The sequence below is a fragment of the Salegentibacter holothuriorum genome (assembly GCF_900168045.1).
GTDB classification, from domain to species: domain Bacteria; phylum Bacteroidota; class Bacteroidia; order Flavobacteriales; family Flavobacteriaceae; genus Salegentibacter; species Salegentibacter holothuriorum.
This window is the reverse complement of record NZ_FUYY01000009.1, coordinates 19,548-35,227: the sequence shown is the minus strand read 5'-3', so window position 1 is coordinate 35,227 and position 15,680 is coordinate 19,548. Positions and strand designations below refer to the sequence as shown.

The 15,680-nt window shown below is 35.8% G+C and carries 17 protein-coding genes; 7 read left to right on the top strand and 10 right to left on the bottom strand.

The features are described from left to right. Window positions 1–60 precede the first annotated feature (60 nt). The 3 genes from B5X51_RS14785 (at window position 61) to B5X51_RS14775 (ending at window position 1,648) form a co-directional block, all read left to right on the top strand. Window positions 61–513: a DUF4442 domain-containing protein gene (locus B5X51_RS14785; protein WP_079721971.1), complete on the top strand. Its 453-nt coding sequence runs from the start codon at window positions 61–63 to the stop codon at window positions 511–513. 1 nt (window position 514) lies between these two features. After that, a complete protein-coding gene (locus B5X51_RS14780; RefSeq protein ID WP_079721970.1) occupies window positions 515–1,315 on the top strand; it encodes a TIGR00266 family protein in 801 nt (266 codons plus the stop codon). 135 nt (window positions 1,316–1,450) lie between these two features. After that, on the top strand, window positions 1,451–1,648 hold the full coding sequence (locus B5X51_RS14775) for a hypothetical protein (RefSeq protein WP_079721969.1): 198 nt from the start codon (window positions 1,451–1,453) through the stop codon (window positions 1,646–1,648). A gap of 117 nt (window positions 1,649–1,765) precedes the next feature. On the opposite strand, the gene B5X51_RS14770 is transcribed toward B5X51_RS14775, so the two are convergent. The 8 genes from B5X51_RS14770 to B5X51_RS14735 form a co-directional block, all read right to left on the bottom strand. Continuing rightward, entirely contained in the window at window positions 1,766–2,722 is a 957-nt protein-coding gene (locus B5X51_RS14770) for a LysR family transcriptional regulator (RefSeq protein ID WP_079721968.1), read from the bottom strand. Window positions 2,723–2,826: 104 nt separating this feature from the next. Further along, window positions 2,827–3,243 carry a DUF2141 domain-containing protein gene (locus tag B5X51_RS14765; RefSeq protein WP_079721967.1) on the bottom strand — a complete coding sequence of 139 codons (417 nt, stop codon included), beginning with the start codon at window positions 3,241–3,243 and terminating at the stop codon, window positions 2,827–2,829. Window positions 3,244–3,475: 232 nt separating this feature from the next. Next, window positions 3,476–4,807: a DUF58 domain-containing protein gene (locus B5X51_RS14760; RefSeq protein ID WP_079721966.1), complete on the bottom strand. Its 1,332-nt coding sequence runs from the start codon at window positions 4,805–4,807 to the stop codon at window positions 3,476–3,478. Beyond that, complete coding sequence (locus B5X51_RS14755; protein WP_079721965.1) at window positions 4,807–5,808, bottom strand: AAA family ATPase; 1,002 nt, start codon at window positions 5,806–5,808, stop codon at window positions 4,807–4,809. Before B5X51_RS14755 ends, B5X51_RS14760 begins: the two co-directional genes overlap by 1 nt. Further along, window positions 5,789–7,003, bottom strand: coding sequence for a DUF4350 domain-containing protein (locus tag B5X51_RS14750; RefSeq protein ID WP_079721964.1), 1,215 nt, complete (start codon window positions 7,001–7,003; stop codon window positions 5,789–5,791). The genes B5X51_RS14755 and B5X51_RS14750 overlap by 20 nt, the downstream gene beginning before the upstream one ends. Then, window positions 6,996–7,754 carry a DUF4129 domain-containing protein gene (locus B5X51_RS14745; protein WP_079721963.1) on the bottom strand — a complete coding sequence of 253 codons (759 nt, stop codon included), beginning with the start codon at window positions 7,752–7,754 and terminating at the stop codon, window positions 6,996–6,998. Before B5X51_RS14745 ends, B5X51_RS14750 begins: the two co-directional genes overlap by 8 nt. Further along, window positions 7,754–8,611 (bottom strand): hypothetical protein, encoded by an 858-nt coding sequence (locus tag B5X51_RS14740; RefSeq protein WP_079721962.1) that lies wholly within the window; start codon window positions 8,609–8,611, stop codon window positions 7,754–7,756. The genes B5X51_RS14745 and B5X51_RS14740 overlap by 1 nt, the downstream gene beginning before the upstream one ends. Continuing rightward, window positions 8,592–9,566 (bottom strand): stage II sporulation protein M, encoded by a 975-nt coding sequence (locus B5X51_RS14735; protein ID WP_079721961.1) that lies wholly within the window; start codon window positions 9,564–9,566, stop codon window positions 8,592–8,594. The genes B5X51_RS14740 and B5X51_RS14735 overlap by 20 nt, the downstream gene beginning before the upstream one ends. 34 nt (window positions 9,567–9,600) lie before the next feature. On the opposite strand from B5X51_RS14735, the gene B5X51_RS14730 reads away from it, so the two are divergent. Next, window positions 9,601–10,317 carry an RDD family protein gene (locus tag B5X51_RS14730; RefSeq protein WP_079721960.1) on the top strand — a complete coding sequence of 239 codons (717 nt, stop codon included), beginning with the start codon at window positions 9,601–9,603 and terminating at the stop codon, window positions 10,315–10,317. Here the strand turns inward: B5X51_RS14730 and B5X51_RS14725 are convergent, their stop codons facing one another. Then, window positions 10,318–11,076 (bottom strand): peptidylprolyl isomerase, encoded by a 759-nt coding sequence (locus B5X51_RS14725; protein ID WP_079721959.1) that lies wholly within the window; start codon window positions 11,074–11,076, stop codon window positions 10,318–10,320. It abuts the gene before it with no gap. Here B5X51_RS14725 and B5X51_RS14720 point away from each other — a divergent pair. The 3 genes from B5X51_RS14720 to B5X51_RS14710 all read left to right on the top strand — a co-directional run bounded on the left by B5X51_RS14720 (window position 11,075) and on the right by B5X51_RS14710 (window position 13,501). After that, entirely contained in the window at window positions 11,075–11,716 is a 642-nt protein-coding gene (locus tag B5X51_RS14720; protein WP_079721958.1) for an NUDIX hydrolase, read from the top strand. The two genes, B5X51_RS14725 and B5X51_RS14720, sit on opposite strands and share 2 nt — an antisense overlap. Before the next feature lie 166 nt (window positions 11,717–11,882). After that, entirely contained in the window at window positions 11,883–12,680 is a 798-nt protein-coding gene (locus B5X51_RS14715) for a lysophospholipid acyltransferase family protein (RefSeq protein ID WP_079721957.1), read from the top strand. 29 nt (window positions 12,681–12,709) lie between these two features. Further along, window positions 12,710–13,501: a tRNA pseudouridine synthase A gene (locus B5X51_RS14710; RefSeq protein ID WP_079721956.1), complete on the top strand. Its 792-nt coding sequence runs from the start codon at window positions 12,710–12,712 to the stop codon at window positions 13,499–13,501. Here the strand turns inward: B5X51_RS14710 and recQ are convergent. Further along, window positions 13,498–15,615 carry a DNA helicase RecQ gene (gene recQ / locus B5X51_RS14705; protein WP_079721955.1) on the bottom strand — a complete coding sequence of 706 codons (2,118 nt, stop codon included), beginning with the start codon at window positions 15,613–15,615 and terminating at the stop codon, window positions 13,498–13,500. The genes B5X51_RS14710 and recQ overlap by 4 nt on opposite strands. Window positions 15,616–15,680 lie beyond the last annotated feature (65 nt).

Here is a 15,680-nt window from a genome sequence, read left to right as displayed (position 1 = left end):
TTAGGTTATCAATAAATAATGATTAAATTGAATACATTTAGTAAAAATAAATACTTCACAATGACATTAACTAAGGGTAAACTCAATAAATTTTTAATACTAAAGCTTCCTAGCGCCTGGCTTTGCGGGGTACGGGTTGGTGAAATTGAAGAAAATACCTGCAAGGTGACGGTAAAACATAAGTGGATAAATCAAAACCCTTTTAAGAGTATGTACTTTGCCGTACAAGCAATGGCTGCAGAATTAAGTTCAGGGGCTTTGGTTATGGGAAAAATTCAAAAATCTAATAAGAAGATTTCTATGTTGGTTGCTCAAAACCGTGCCCAATTTACCAAGAAAGCTACCGGAAAAATTAGTTTTTATTGTTATGATGGTCATTTAATTGATGAGGCTATTGAAAGAACATTAACAACAGGAGAAGGGCAAACCTTCTGGATGAAATCTACCGGTTTGAACAGTACCGGTCAACAGGTTGCTATATTTGAATTTGAATGGACCATTAAAGCAAAATAATATGAACGCACACGAAATAGATTATCAGATTTTTGGAGAAGAGATGCAATATGTAGAATTGGAACTTGATCCGCAGGAAGCCGTAATAGCCGAAGCAGGCAATTTTATGATGATGGATGACGGAATAAAAATGGACACTATTTTTGGCGATGGTGCTAAAGAGGATGAAGGCTTTTTAGGGAAAATCTTAGGTGCTGGAAAGCGATTGCTTACCGGGGAAAGCCTTTTTATGACAATTTTTAGTAATGAAATTCAGGGGAAAAAACGTATTAGTTTTGCTTCGCCTTATCCCGGTAAAATTATTCCTATAGATCTTACTCGCTACGGAAATAAGTTTATTTGCCAAAAAGATGCTTTTTTATGTGCCGCCAAAGGTGTTGGAGTTGGAATTGAGTTTAGCAAAAAGCTGGGACGTGGATTCTTTGGGGGTGAAGGTTTTATTATGCAAAAATTGGAAGGTGATGGTATGGCCTTTGTTCACGCCGGTGGAACTATGGCTAGAAAGGAATTATCACCAGGAGAAAAATTGAAAATAGATACCGGGTGTATTATTGGCTTTACCCAGGATATAAATTATGATATTGAATTTGTAGGAGGTATAAAAAACACGTTTTTTGGTGGTGAAGGACTTTTCTTTGCAACCCTTACAGGCCCTGGAACAGTTTACGTACAATCATTACCTTTTAGCCGATTAGCTAATAGGATATGGCAGGCTGCACCGCAAGGTGGAGGAAAAGATAAAGGGGAAGGTAGTATTCTTGGTGGCTTAGGCGATGTAATTGGTGGTGATCGTAGATTTTAGAATCGTTAAACACTTGTGAAAACAAAGAAGAATGAGAAATTTTTAGTATCTTTCAATGATTCTAAAACCTACAGCCTATTATTAAATTTCTACTCTTTTTTAATTAACCTAACACTAATCTAAATCTTTCAAATTATGGCGCGAGCGATGTTTGAATACACCAAAACTGTGCTTGACAAAGTTAGTTTTGACCCCAATCTTTTTTGCCGAGAAGTGAAAAAAGCACTTCAGCGACTTTTACCTCACGAAATTGAGGAACTACGTATCTGGATTATGACTTTAACCAGTAAAAATCCAGAGCTTAATCAATGTCTAATTCTTTTAAATACATAAATAAAAGCGGCTTTTTGTAGCCGCTTTTTTATCTCTTGATTAAATAATCTTAACCTTCTCTCAAAATTAAAATTAGTATCTCTAGTAATGCCTTGTTTACTTTTTTAGGCTAGCTAATTATTCCTGAAACTCTTTATTCTTACTTAAAGGGCTAATAATATTCACGTTATGAAAAGCGATAGCACCCTTTACAACGCCTGCGATTGTACTTCTTATAGCTTCAATAATCTGCATTTTCAATTCACTTCGGTTATAGATGAGACTAACTTCTCTGGCAGGAACAGGATCTTTAAACATCCTTAAGTTTTTCTTTTCCTCATCTTTAAGATCCATTGTGTGCAAATAGGGTAGAAGCGTCATGCCCAAGCCTTCATTGGCCAATTTAATTAAAGTTTCAAAGCTTCCGCTTTCTAGTTGAAAATGGTCTTCTTCATAATTTCGTGACGACTTACATAAATTAATAATTCCATCTTTAAAACAATGTCCATCTTCTAGAAGAAGCATATCGTCTATGTCAAGATCATTTACTTCAATTTTGTCTTTACTATGCAGCCTATGAGCATTTGGAATATAACCTACAAAAGGTTCGTAATAGAGAACATTTTCTTTAATTCCCTGTAATTCCAATGGAGTAGCGGCAATTGCAGCATCTAAATGTCCTTCTCTTAACCGCTCAATTATAGCCTCTGTATTTAATTCTTCTATTTTGAGTTTTACTTTTGGGTATTTTTTGATGAAATTATTAATAAACATAGGTAATAAAGTAGGCATTATCGTGGGGATTACACCCAGTTTAAAAACGCCACCTACAAAGCCTTTTTGTTGATCTACAATATCTTTAATCCGATCACTTTCATTAACAATATTTCTGGCTTGTTGTACAATCTTTTGTCCGGTTTCGGTTAGCTGAATAGGTTTTTTGGTCCTATCAAATATTTGTACATCCAGTTCTTCTTCCAGTTTTTGAATTTGCATACTTAGGGTAGGCTGGGTTACAAAAACTTTTTGCGCTGCTTTAGTGAAATTTTTATGTTCGGCTACAGCCAATACATAATGCAATTGTGTAATCGTCATAAATTTAGAATCTTATTGTTACCGCAAATGTATTGGTTTTTTCTATTCTAAATTAAAATAAATATGATTTTGTCTATGTTAATTGATATTTACCGGAGTTTTCTTTAGAACTGAAGTTTCAACTGTTTCTCAGCCCCGTCAAATTTAAATTTTGCATCTTCCCAAAGTGGTGGCCCGTATAAATTTATTTGATTATTGGAAACTCCATAATCTTCCTTAGGAATTCCATTACTTTCGAAATCCATCTGCTGATTCCCATTTTTATCGTGATAAGCGGTTATTGCATAGATCCCGGAAGGAACTTCAGAAAAAGTGATCTGGGCGACTCCTTCTTTAATCTCACTTACTTCTCCCTGGATCGGGGCTTTTTTAAGAAAATTATCTTCATTGAAAAGGGCGAAATAAACCTTTCCTTCTTCCGAAGAAAGATTTTCTACACTCACTGTAATGTTTCCGGTTTCTGTTTGCGCGAAGGCAATTTGACAAAGGAATAGACTGAATAAAATGGCAATGGTTTTCATAATTACTTAGTTTTTATTGATTTATATCTTCAAAACTAAATGGATTTATACTGGCTTATTAATATTTATAACCGAGTTGTAATTTTTGAATGATGAATTGTAGAATACTTCTAATTAATTATTGAAAAGAGTAGGTCGTCATTGGGAGGCATCACTGAAGCAATCTCTTCAAATAAGGTGAATTCCCTAATAAAAAGATTACCGCGCTCCTGCGTCGCTCGTAATGACGGGACTAAAGAATACCCCGCGCTTTAATTTCCAGGTATTTATTAATCGCATTAATACTTAGATCTTCGGGTTTGGTGAGCAAGGTATTAATCCCGTGTTTCCGTAACTCCGCCGCCATTAGTTTTTTATCGTGCGTAAAACTTTCAGCGATTACCTGGTGAGCCATATCGGTAGTATTATCAGGCTTGCTGGCTATAATTTTATCCAGCTCTGTATTTTCAAAAAATATCACTACCAATACGTGCTTTTTATTGATAGCTTGCAAATAGGGAAGTTGTCTTTTTAATGCCGAAATATGTTCAAAATTGGTATATAACATCAGCAAACTACGCTGGGTAATCCTTTTTCGCAAATTGCTGTAGAGCATATTAAAATCTGAATCGGGGAACTGTGTATTGATATTATACAAGCGTTCCATAATTTGCTGCAACTGGCTTAACTTTGCGTTCGCCTTAAGTATACTTTCAATTTTAGCAGAAAACGAAATTAATCCTACTTTATCTTTTTTCTTGAGTGCGATATTAGAAAAAGCGAGACTGCTATTAATTGCATAATCCAGCAAGCTCAAGCCATTAAAAGGCATTTTCATCACCCGCCCGGTGTCTATTATTGAATAAATAGGTTGGGCTTTTTCATCCTGAAACTGGTTCACCATAAGATCGCCATGCTTGGCGGTGGCTTTCCAGTTTATAGTTCTTATATCGTCTCCCGGCACATATTCTTTAATTTGCTCAAATTCCATAGTGTGCCCAATCCTTCTAATTTTCTTTAAGCCAGCTTGAGATAAGCGATTATCTATAGCCAGGAAATCCAGTTTTTTCATCTGGATAAATGAAGGATAGACTTTAAGCATTTGTTGTTCCCCAAAAATACTTCTGCGTTTAGCAAACCCTATTTTTGTATAGCTGTAGATATTAAGTTTTCCGAAGAAATATTCACCACGTTCTACCGGTCTCAAAGAATAGCTAAATTTCTCTGTTGCGCCGGCCGCGATTTTTAGCTTTTTAAAAAAATCCCGTTTTTGAAATTGTACCGGGATTTCATCTATAATTTCTACATAAATCGGAAAACCGTAATTGTTTTCCAGGATAACTTCTACCTCATTTTCATCTGAATTCGAGAATTTCTGCGGAAGAATTCTTTCGGCATGAATTTGGTTATTTTTATATAGACTTACCAGATCGGCAAGAAAGAAAAATAGTAAGAGCAGACTTAAAACCCAGGTGAATCCATAGAAGAAATCAAAGAAATAAGAAAACAAGAAGAGTAGTGCGATGCCGAAGATCACATAAAAGAAACGTTGATTTAGGTATAAAGATTTGAAGAATTTTAGCACTAACGTGGAATTTCTACAGATTGGGAAATCATTTCTATCACTTCTTTGGCGGTAATACCTTCCATTTCTCTATCGGGACTAATAATAAGTCTATGAGTTAAAACAGGATTCAGCACTTTTTTAATGTCTTCCGGAATTACGAAATCCCTTCCGTTAATTGCGGCAAAAGCTTTTGAAGCATTCATCACTGCGATAGATGCCCGGGGAGAAGCACCAAGATAAATATGCGAGTGATTTCGGGTTTTCCCCACAATACTGGCAATGTAATGCATCAGTTTTTCTTCAATAATTATTTCCTGTATCTGGCTTTTTAGTTCCTTTAGATTACTGGGATTTAAAACAGCTTCAATCTGTGAAATAGGTAATAAACCTTTGCGATCGTGATGGGTTTTTAGGATATCAATTTCATCTTCCAGACTTGGATAATCCACTTCAATTTTAAATAAAAATCGGTCTAATTGGGCTTCGGGTAAGGCGTAAGTGCCTTCTTGTTCTATAGGGTTTTGTGTAGCCAGGACCATAAATGGCGACTCCAAATCGTGTTGAATTCCATCTATAGTGATTTGGCGTTCTTCCATTACCTCAAAGAGAGCAGCCTGGGTTTTTGCCGGGGCACGGTTTATCTCATCTATTAAAATAATATTAGAAAAGATGGGACCGGGTTTAAATTCAAATTCGCCTTTTTGAGCATTTAAGACCGAAGTTCCTAAAACATCACTGGGCATTAAATCTGGCGTAAATTGAATTCTGCTAAAATTAGTATCCAGGCTTTTGGCGAATAGTTTGGCGGTTAAAGTTTTTGCAACCCCGGGAACACCTTCTATTAAAACGTGGCCATTAGAAAGCAGCCCGGCGATTAATAATTCTACAAAATCATTTTGTCCCACAATAACTTTGGCAAGCTGATTTTTTAAACTTGAAACAGCTTCTTTAAGATCGTCTAAAGGAATACGACTATCAAAATTCAGCGATTCGGTTTCTTTATTTTCCTGATTTTCCATTAGAATGTGATTTATAATTATTTATTGCCTCGGCAAGTTCAAAAAATTCACTTTTACCGGCATTTTTATGGTTAGAGAATCTTTCCATTTTATCAAAAAGTTTCTTTCCTGAGGCTATACTGTTTCCAGATTTTGCCGCCAGTAAAGTATGGAAATTTTCGTCTATATTTTTGGTGGAAATTTTATAGTTCATCCGTATGTACTCTAAAAATAAATTGATCTTTTTTGAAATCAATTCTGCATATTCTTTTTCTTCTAAATAAAGATCGCCAACAGTTTTAGCGTATTCGTAACTCTGGTTTTTTAAAGGATTTACAACAGGGATTGCTCTTTGTTTTCTTTTTCCTTCAAAAATAATGAACAAGACACTGCCTACCAGTAAAAAGTAATAAGCCCATTTAAGTCGGCTATCGCTAAGAAGAATATAGAGTGGAGAAGCGTAAAAGCTTTTTTCTGCCTTATAATAAGTGTCTGAAAAAACCGGTTGATCCTGATTTATGTAAGCCAGAATACTTTCAGCATATTCGTAATTCTGTTGAGATAAGAGAAAATAATTGCCAAAAGCTTCCGGGGTGGTATGAAGGTAGATTTTTCCTTTACCAAATGGAGCAGTTATAAAATTAGGCTGTTTATAGCTCTCATCTCCCTGAATATTTATCTCGCCCAGAACTTGAATAGCAGCACTATCTTTTTGCTCAAAGAAAAGCGGTGAAAATTCATTGTTAAACTTAAAACCAACTTCACTTTTTAAAGCGGAATTTTTAAAATTCAGTTCTGGTTTTGAGCTTAGATCGTTTTTTGGAATAAATACTTTAGTTTCCAGGTGAAGCGTATCCAGTAAGGCCGGGCTAATGCCCCTGGCAGAAATAAAAAGTTCATTACCCTTATTTACCCAATCTAATACTTTATCTAACTCATCTTGATCAAATGCTACAGCATTATTCAGAAAAAAATAAGTGCCACTTCCCAGGCTATCAGCAAGTTTTTGAAATGGAGGAATGCTAATTTCTTCCATTTCCCATTGGTTGGTATTTTTCCAGCTTTCATAAAAAACCAGGCTTCCAAGTGGTATTTTATCATCACTCATATAACTGGGATTCCAGTTCACGGGTTCAGGTTCTGTAGCTTCCAGGTAAGTTAGGAAAACAACCAGGAGCAAGAAAAAACCGAAAAATAGCTTTGCTGTTTTACCCATTATTTCCAGGTTTTAAACTGTTTTCCATTTCGGTGAATTCTCTGTCAACCTTCTCAAAACGTTCTTTAGAAAGCTGAAAATCCCCGTACCAGATAAAATCGTAGAGCCTGGTAATTTTAGTGAACTGCTCTTTTATTTCAGGTTTAGTTATTTCATTGATGTAATCTTCATTTGTTTTTTGAAATTTATAGGAAATATATTCCTTTTGATCCAGCAAACGAAGGCTTTTTAAGTACAAATAACGAACCGCTAAACGGTAATTTTCTTCGCTTATAGCTTGATTAATTAAAGAAGAAATATCAGCCTTTCTTACAAGCTCTTCTTCTTTTTGAAGGTTTACTTTGCCGGTAACAGGTTCTGCCATCATGGCATTGGCTGGGTTTAAACGAATAAATAACCAGGTAATTACCCCTATTACTAAAACAAGTAAAATATAGGGTAAGGCCTGGAGAATAACACTCCAGAAGGCGTTGGTTTGATAATCGCCAAAAAGCCATTGAAGAAAAGCATTCCATTTTAAGTTCACCCAACGTTTTAAGCGGGTCCACCAGGAATCTTCTTCAATTCTATCTAAATAATCAAAAGCTTTTTCAGCTTTATAATTTTCAATTTCATCGGGATTAAAATCAGCTTTTTTCAGATTAGCTTCTGCCGATTGCTGAACTATTTCAATAGAATCAGCAATTATTTGTTCCTGCGGAATTAAATTTCCGAAGAATAACAAACTAAAAAAAAGCAGGAAATTAATCATTAATCGTTTTTACCAAGGTTTTCAATGCTTTCGTAGGCGCCGCTAAAATATTTTTGTTCGTTTAAATTGTAATAAACAAAAGCAATCCCAATTGGTGTTATAGCGTAAATAACATATTGGATGGCAGAAGATATAACAGTTAAACTGAGATAAACCCAATCAAACATATCGGCTACGTTAACATCTGATGCTGAATTTTCATCCATCATTGTAAACATTCTCAAAAAGGTATAGATAATCACAGGAATTTGAAAAATAAGGCTAATTACATATACAATAAGCCAAATGAGAAAAATGCTTATAAAACTCATCCACCAGTTATCTTTTACCAGGTGGAAACCTTCTGAAATACTATCACCAATACTTTCATTTTTAAATACAAGAACGGCTGCTGCAATACTTAATGGTACACTTAAATAAAGCCCGGGAATAACAAAGATTATAAGTCCGACGAAAATTAAAACCCATGTAATAGCGCCAAGACCAAACATTTTTCCGAGATCTTTTTTTACACCCTGTTTAATTTCTTGCTGATTGGTTTCTCCGTGGTTAGTGACATAAGATTTAATAAAATGAAAGGCGGTGACATTCATTACCGCAAAATATAAAAGCAGGGCAATCATTAATAATCCAAAGCCAACAAAAAAACTACCATCTTGCGTTATCATAAGCGAGCTGTCTACGGTAGTGTAAGAATAATAGCTTACGGCTGCAATTAATAGTAAAAAAGCAGGCCAGGCAATTGTAGCAATACTCTTAAAATAAGCCTTGTAATTTTCGCGTATAAATTTGAAGGTATAACTAATAATGTCTCCAATTTCTCGTTGTTGCTTAAAATCAATGTAATCCTGCTTCATGAATTTTTTTTTTGTGTAAAATATGTGGGTAGAAGATATAATAGAATAAAATAAGTGCAAGGGAGCTGCCAATAATTAAAATAGCTAACCAATCTGGCATTTGCGTTTGCCTGGTGACAAAACCTTCTAAAAACCCGGCAATTATAAAAAATGGGATAGTGCTAATCACAATCTTAAGTCCGTTTTTGACTCCTTTTACAAAAGAGATTAATCTGGTATAAGTGCCGGGAAAAAGTATACTTTTTCCTACTACTAAACCTGCGCAACCTGCAATTATGATTACTGAAATTTCTATAGTTCCATGAATCCAAATTGTTCTGGCAGATTCCCATAATAATCCCTGATCATAAAAGAAATATTGAAAAGAACCCAGCATAACTGCATTTTGCATTAAAATAAAAACGGTTCCTATTCCAGCCAGGATACCCATACTAAAAGCCATTAAAGAAACCCGAATGTTATTTATGGTAATTCCCAGGAACATATCTGTTTCGGCCATCTTTTTGTACACCGCCATGGGATCTCCTTCAGCAATATTTTGTAAAGTCATATTCACATAGGCATCACCTAGAATACTTCTTACAAAAGTATGATCTGATGCGGCAGAGAATGCTCCTACAGCAGAAAAAAGTACGAATATTAAAAAGCTAAGCAATAATTGTTTCTGAAAACTGTAAAAAAACAAAGGAAATTCCCTGGTAAAAAACGTGATAAAGCGGTTTCGAGACTCTTTTTTATTTTTATAAATTCTTTGATGAGCCGCAACGGTTAATTGATTTAAGTACGAAGTAGTATTACTTTTTGGGTAAAAAGTTTTGGAGTAACTCAAATGGTCACTAACTTCAATATAAATATTAGAAAGCTGCTCTGGCCGCAGATTATTTTTATTTTGAAGCCTGCTTTCAAACTTCAGCCATTTATCCTTATTTTGCTTCACAAAAGCAGCCTCTCGCATGGTTTTTATATTATTTCTCAAAGAAACAGATTAAATGGATAATTTTCAAATTGAAACCGCTCAAAATATTAGTATTAATCAGAATGTTGCAAGTGTTGGCGATCGCATCCTTGCTTTCATTGTAGATGTATTCATTATTGGTCTCTATATAGTGATTAGTTCGCTGGCATTAGCCGGTACAGGATTAGATGCGGCAGGGCAGTGGGTATATTATCTGGTAATGGGGCTTCCTTCGTTACTTTATTATTTGTTGTGGGAAACTTTATATAACGGCCAAACTCCCGGGAAAGCCGCTTTACAAATTAGGGTAGTGAAGTTGGATGGTAGCAGACCTGCTTTAGCTGAGTATTTGATAAGATGGTTGCTTCGCTTTATAGATATTTCTATTAGCAGCGGGGCTATTGCTGTAGTAACTATTTTGTTAAATGGGAAAGGACAACGATTGGGAGATCTAGCCGCTAAAACTACCGTGATTTCTGAAAAACCAAGAACCAATTTAAACCGAAGTCTTGCGGTAGATGTTCCAGATGGTTATCAACCCAAATATCCGCAGGTGAGTGTTTTAAAAGATGCCGATGTAGAGAATATTAAAAACTTGTATCAAACCGCGAAAAGAAACAATAATCACCGACTTATCTTATCGCTTTCAGAAAAATTATCAGAATTATTGGAAACGAAGCCGGAGGAATCCCCGATGGAGTTTATTCGGCAAGTGATTACCGATTATAATTATTATACCCAACGGGCGTAATTAGTCTATAATCTCAATATCCATTTCCACATTATCTATGGGCCATTCTGACTGGCCGGTTTTTACCTGGGCAATTTTTTCTGCAACTTCCATTCCTTTGGTGACGCGTCCAAAAACCGTATGATCATTATTTAAGTGCGGAGTTCCATTTTTATCCATAACTATAAAAAACTCAAATGGAGACGAAGCTTTACTAACGTTCTGTTCGCTGTATTTTGCTGCTGAAAATGCGCCGTAGGTGTGTTTATGCCCTGCATCAAATTCACTGGGAATTAGATAATCGCCAATTTCAGAACGTTTTCTTGGCGTTGCTAAGTTATCTGAATTCCCACCCTGGATTACAAAACCAGGTGCAATCCTGTGAAAAAAGGTATTATCGAAATAGCCTTTTTTTACCAGCATTATAAAATTAGCTCTATGAAGGGGAGTATCACGATAAAGCATTACTTCAATATTGCCAAAACTAGTGATGATGCGAACTCGGTTTTCCGGATTTTCTTTTCCATATTGGCTTAAAAAAGGAATTAGTTGCTCCTGTGGAATCGGGAATCTACCATCGACTTCTTCTTTATTCTGAAGAACCACTTCTTCCTTTTTGGCATATTTAGCTTTTAAGGAGTCTAGTTTAGAAGTTTTTTTAGAAACTTCTTCTTTATCTATAGCCTTTTCCGACGTGTTTTTATTTGAAGTTTCCTTATCTTCACAACTTGCGAAAAAAAGAATTAGAAAAAGATAAAAGATAGAAAGCGAGGTTTTCATGGATTTTCAGGATTTTAAAGACAGGATACCAAAATTAAAAAAAATTGTCCTTCCGGGGGAAGAGGCGCATCATAAATTAGTGCCCGGTAACCGCCGTGAAGAGATGAGAAATCTTGACATTAATAGCCTTAAGCCTAACAAAGCCGGTGTTATGGCTGTGTTTTATCCTAATAATTCCGGAAAAACTCACCTGGTATTAATTTTAAGAAAAACCTATAAAGGTGTACATTCTAATCAAATTGGATTTCCCGGAGGACGTGTAGAACCCGATGATGTGAACCTGGAGCAAACCGCATTGCGTGAAACCGAAGAGGAAGTTGGAATTCCAAGAAACAATATAGAAGTGATACGAGAACTTACTCGCCTATATATTCCGCCAAGCAATTTTTGGGTGCAACCTTATTTAGGTTTGCTAGATGAAACCCCAACTTTAATTCCGCAGGAAAGCGAGGTAGAGCGTATTCTAGAGGTAGATTTAGATCATTTTCTGGATCATTCTAATTTTGTAAATCAAGAATTGAGCACTAGTTATTCAAATAAAATGGTAGTGCCGGCATTTAAATTAAATGAACAAATTGTGTGGGGTGCTACGGGTATGATGCTGAGTGAAATACGAGAAATATTTAGAAAAAGCTTTTAAAAACGAGGAATTACTATATTTGTGCGGCTTAATTTTTCCTCGATAATCGAGATTTAAATAGTGCCCGACTTGTTTTAAAATTAAATTATTTTTTCCTTAGGTTTTGTGGGCTGGTCTCCTAATCTAATAAAATTTATACAGGAAAGTAAGAACTGAAATTTAAACTATGGGGTTGTTTAAAAGAAATCCATTTGGACATATTTTATTTCTAAAAAAATGGCTTATCCGTATTTTTGGATTGTTGAGTCATCGTCGTTATCGTGGTTTTAACGAATTGAATATTGAAGGTTCAGAAATAATTAAAAACCTTCCGGATACCAATGTGCTTTTTGTTTCCAATCATCAAACATACTTTGCCGATGTAACGGCCATGTTCCACGTTTTTAACGCTAGTTTGAGTGGGAGGGTAGATTCCATTAAAAACGTAGGTTATATCTGGCAGCCGAAACTTAATATCTATTATGTAGCGGCTAAAGAAACCATGAATGCGGGATTGATTTACAGAATTATGGCTTACGCCGGAGCTGTTAGTGTAGAGAGAACCTGGCGGGCAAAAGGCCAGGAAGTGGAACGCCAGGTAAACCCTGATGACACTAAAAATATTGGAACCGCTTTAAAAGATGGATGGGTAATTACATTTCCGCAGGGAACTACAAAGCCTTTTAAGCCCATTAGAAAGGGAACCGCCCATATAATTAAACAATATAAACCGGTTGTTATTCCTATTGTAATTGATGGATTTAGACGCTCATTCGATAAAAAGGGGATAAGGATCAAGAAACGCGGTATTTTGCAAACAATGCAAATTAAAGAGCCGCTACAAATAGATTATGAAAACGAATCTGTAGAAGACATTGTGAATAAGTTGGAATACGCTATAGAACAACACGCTTCTTTTCAGAAAGTTATTCCTGCGGAAGCAGTGCGAGAGATGGAAGAGTTAAACAAAAAACGAGAATATTAGTAGTATTCCAAATCCTGAAAAACAAAAATTTGCAACCCAAGCGCTATTTTTACCTTATTAAAGTTCAATATTTAGGTTATCGTTTGCACGGCTGGCAAAAACAGCCAGATGTAAAAACGGTAGAAGAGTTAATCACAAAAACCTTACGTTATGTAATGCCTACCGAAAAGTTTAAAATTTTAGGTACGAGTAGAACAGATGCTATGGTTTCAGCACAGGAATCGGCATTTGAGCTTTTTTTAGATTACGAACCACTTAGTGATAAAGATGAGTTTTTAAAAGAATTCAATCTTAATTTACCTCAGGATATTAGAGCGCTTTCCATCACTGAAGTGGATGCGAAATTCAATATTATTCAGCATCCAAAACTTAAAGAATATGCTTATTTATTTAGTTTTGGGGAGAAAAATCATCCTTTTTGTGCGCCTTTAATGGCTAATTTTCAATTTGATCTGGATATTGAATTGATGAAAAAAGGAGCAAAGCTTTTTGAAGGCAAACACCAGTTTAGAAACTATTGTGTGCGGGTTTCAGAGAACAGTACTTTTGAACGCGAGATCATAAAATCTGAATTAGTTGAGAATACCGAAATAACCGCCAGCTTTTTTCCTGAAAAATCTTATATTTTTCATATTCACAGCGCCGGTTTCCTAAGACATCAAGTTAGGTTAATGATGGGTGCCTTGCTGCAACTTGGTAGAGGTGAGTTTAGCTTAGAAGATTTAGAAAATAGTTTAAAACCCGGGGTGCAAATGCAAATGGACTATATAGTACCAGCCTCAGGCTTACTTTTAAATAAAATTGGGCTGGAAGATTTTTAAACTTCTGCTTCCTGTTTTTCTAAAACAGCTAAGGCCAACCTAATGGTTCCATAATCTATTGCTTCTTCAAAATGCTCAAAGTAGACTTTTAGTCCGTCAGGGTTTTCAATTTCTCCACGCGCTTTTTCAATGGCTTTAAAATCAGCATTTGAAATATATTTCATAGGGTCTACCGCTTCATTTTCGGTATATAGTTTTGCCAGATGCGAATAAATGGTAGTAATGGCCAACTCTCGCTTTTTGGCAATTTCTTCCAGACTTAAACCTTCATTTAATAAGCTTAGTGTAGCTTTATAGGTATTTGCTTTTTTACGCTTTTTGGTGCTGCGTTTTTTTTTACTAAAAGCGATAATTTCCTTTATAAATTCGTAGCCGTAATCCTGCATTTTTTGTCTTCCCACCCCATTAATTTGAAGAAATTCATCATCGGTCATTGGGCGGGATTTCTCCATTTCTTTTAAAGTAGCATCGTTAAAGATAAGATATGCGGGAATCTCTTCTTCGCGAGCAATTTTTAAACGTAGTTGTCTTAATTTTTCAAAAAGGGAATTATCAGAAGTCTTTTCTGCAATTTCGTTTTCTTCACGACGTTTTAGCTTTTTGCGATCAGGAACTTCAGCAAGCTGAACTTTTTCGCCTTCAAAAAGTACGTTTTTTGCCAGGGCTGTGAGTTGTAAATTATTGCCACGGTGAAAAGCTATTTCTACATAGCCAAGATTGATAAGCTGAATAATATATTGCTGCCAGTGGTGCCAGGAAATATCATTACCAATTCCAAAAGTCTTTATTTGCTGATAATTCTTGCTGAAAACTGATTCATTTTGAGAGCCTCGTAAAACGTCTATTAAAACAGTGATGGGTTCGTTTTCTTTTAGCCTGAAAATGCATGAAAGTGCTTTTTGTGCAATAACAGTTCCATCAAAAAACTGTGGAGGATTTTTACAAATATCACAATTGCCACAATCCTCCTGTTTTAATTCTCCAAAATAACTCAGCAATATTTTTCGGCGGCAACTTAAAGCCTCAGAATATTGTTTCATTCGGTCTAGCTTTGCAAGCTGTACTTCTTCATTTCCAGAATTGGAAGCGAATTTTTGCAGCTGCACCACATCAGCATAACTATGAAAAAGCATAGTGTCTGAAGGCAAACCGTCCCGCCCTGCACGACCAATTTCCTGGTAATAACCTTCCAGGTTTTTTGGCATATTATAATGAATTACCCAACGAATATTAGATTTATCTATACCCATCCCAAAGGCTATGGTAGCACAAATAATCTTTGAATTATCATTGATAAAATTATCCTGAATTTCAATACGTTTCTCTGCCGGTAAACCAGCGTGGTAAGCTTCTGCTTCAAAACCTTTTCGTTGGAGTTTCTCAGAAATCTCTTCGGTGTTTTTTCTGCTTAGGCAATAAATAATTCCGCTTTCCTTTTTTCGGTTTTTTACAAAATTAGTGATTTGCTCAAAGCGTTTAATACCCGGCCGCACATCAAGACTTAGGTTTTTCCTATCAAAAGAAGCGATGTGTTTTTGCGCTTTTGGAATATTCAATTGGCGGCAAATATCTTCTCGTGTCGCTTTATCGGCCGTAGCGGTTAGGGCGATCATTGGGGTAGTGGGGAAGCGGTTTTTTAAATAGCCTAATTGTGTATAAGCCGGTCTAAAATCGTGCCCCCAGCTGGAGATACAATGTGCTTCATCTACCGCGATCAAACTTATTTTTCCATCGCTCATAAAGCGATCTACAAACTGCAAACTTTCTGGCGCAACATAAAGCAGTTTTAATTCTTTGGAATCAATTTTTTTAAAGATTTCTTGTTGCTGGCTTTCGGTTTGGCTACTATTTAAAAATGCCGCGGGAACACCATTTGCGGTAAGTCCGTCTACCTGATCTTTCATCAAGGCTATAAGCGGGGAAATTACCAGGGTGATTTCAGGAAGTAAGATTGCAGGAAGTTGGTAACAAATAGATTTTCCACCACCGGTGGGCATAATTACCAGGTTGTCTTTGCCTTTAAAAACCGAATCGATGATCTTCTTTTGAAGTGGTCTAAAACTATCGTAACCAAAATATTCTTTAAGCGTATGTAAAACCCGGGTATTTTCCATAGCCGCAAAGTTAGTTTAAACTAATAATTAGCAAACAAATGCTTAGAAGAAATATGGAAAACCCT

Coding starts and splice junctions, on each gene's coding strand:
- B5X51_RS14720 (WP_079721958.1), top strand. CDS start 11,075: ATGGATTTTCAGGATTTTAAAGACAGGATACCAAAATTAAAAAAAATT.
- B5X51_RS14745 (WP_079721963.1), bottom strand. CDS start 7,754: ATGATTAATTTCCTGCTTTTTTTTAGTTTGTTATTCTTCGGAAATTTA.
- B5X51_RS14740 (WP_079721962.1), bottom strand. CDS start 8,611: ATGAAGCAGGATTACATTGATTTTAAGCAACAACGAGAAATTGGAGAC.
- B5X51_RS14725 (WP_079721959.1), bottom strand. CDS start 11,076: ATGAAAACCTCGCTTTCTATCTTTTATCTTTTTCTAATTCTTTTTTTC.
- B5X51_RS14765 (WP_079721967.1), bottom strand. CDS start 3,243: ATGAAAACCATTGCCATTTTATTCAGTCTATTCCTTTGTCAAATTGCC.
- B5X51_RS14730 (WP_079721960.1), top strand. CDS start 9,601: ATGGATAATTTTCAAATTGAAACCGCTCAAAATATTAGTATTAATCAG.
- recQ (WP_079721955.1), bottom strand. CDS start 15,615: ATGGAAAATACCCGGGTTTTACATACGCTTAAAGAATATTTTGGTTAC.
- B5X51_RS14770 (WP_079721968.1), bottom strand. CDS start 2,722: ATGACGATTACACAATTGCATTATGTATTGGCTGTAGCCGAACATAAA.
- B5X51_RS14780 (WP_079721970.1), top strand. CDS start 515: ATGAACGCACACGAAATAGATTATCAGATTTTTGGAGAAGAGATGCAA.
- B5X51_RS14715 (WP_079721957.1), top strand. CDS start 11,883: ATGGGGTTGTTTAAAAGAAATCCATTTGGACATATTTTATTTCTAAAA.
- B5X51_RS14735 (WP_079721961.1), bottom strand. CDS start 9,566: ATGCGAGAGGCTGCTTTTGTGAAGCAAAATAAGGATAAATGGCTGAAG.
- B5X51_RS14755 (WP_079721965.1), bottom strand. CDS start 5,808: ATGGAAAATCAGGAAAATAAAGAAACCGAATCGCTGAATTTTGATAGT.
- B5X51_RS14775 (WP_079721969.1), top strand. CDS start 1,451: ATGGCGCGAGCGATGTTTGAATACACCAAAACTGTGCTTGACAAAGTT.
- B5X51_RS14785 (WP_079721971.1), top strand. CDS start 61: ATGACATTAACTAAGGGTAAACTCAATAAATTTTTAATACTAAAGCTT.
- B5X51_RS14750 (WP_079721964.1), bottom strand. CDS start 7,003: ATGGGTAAAACAGCAAAGCTATTTTTCGGTTTTTTCTTGCTCCTGGTT.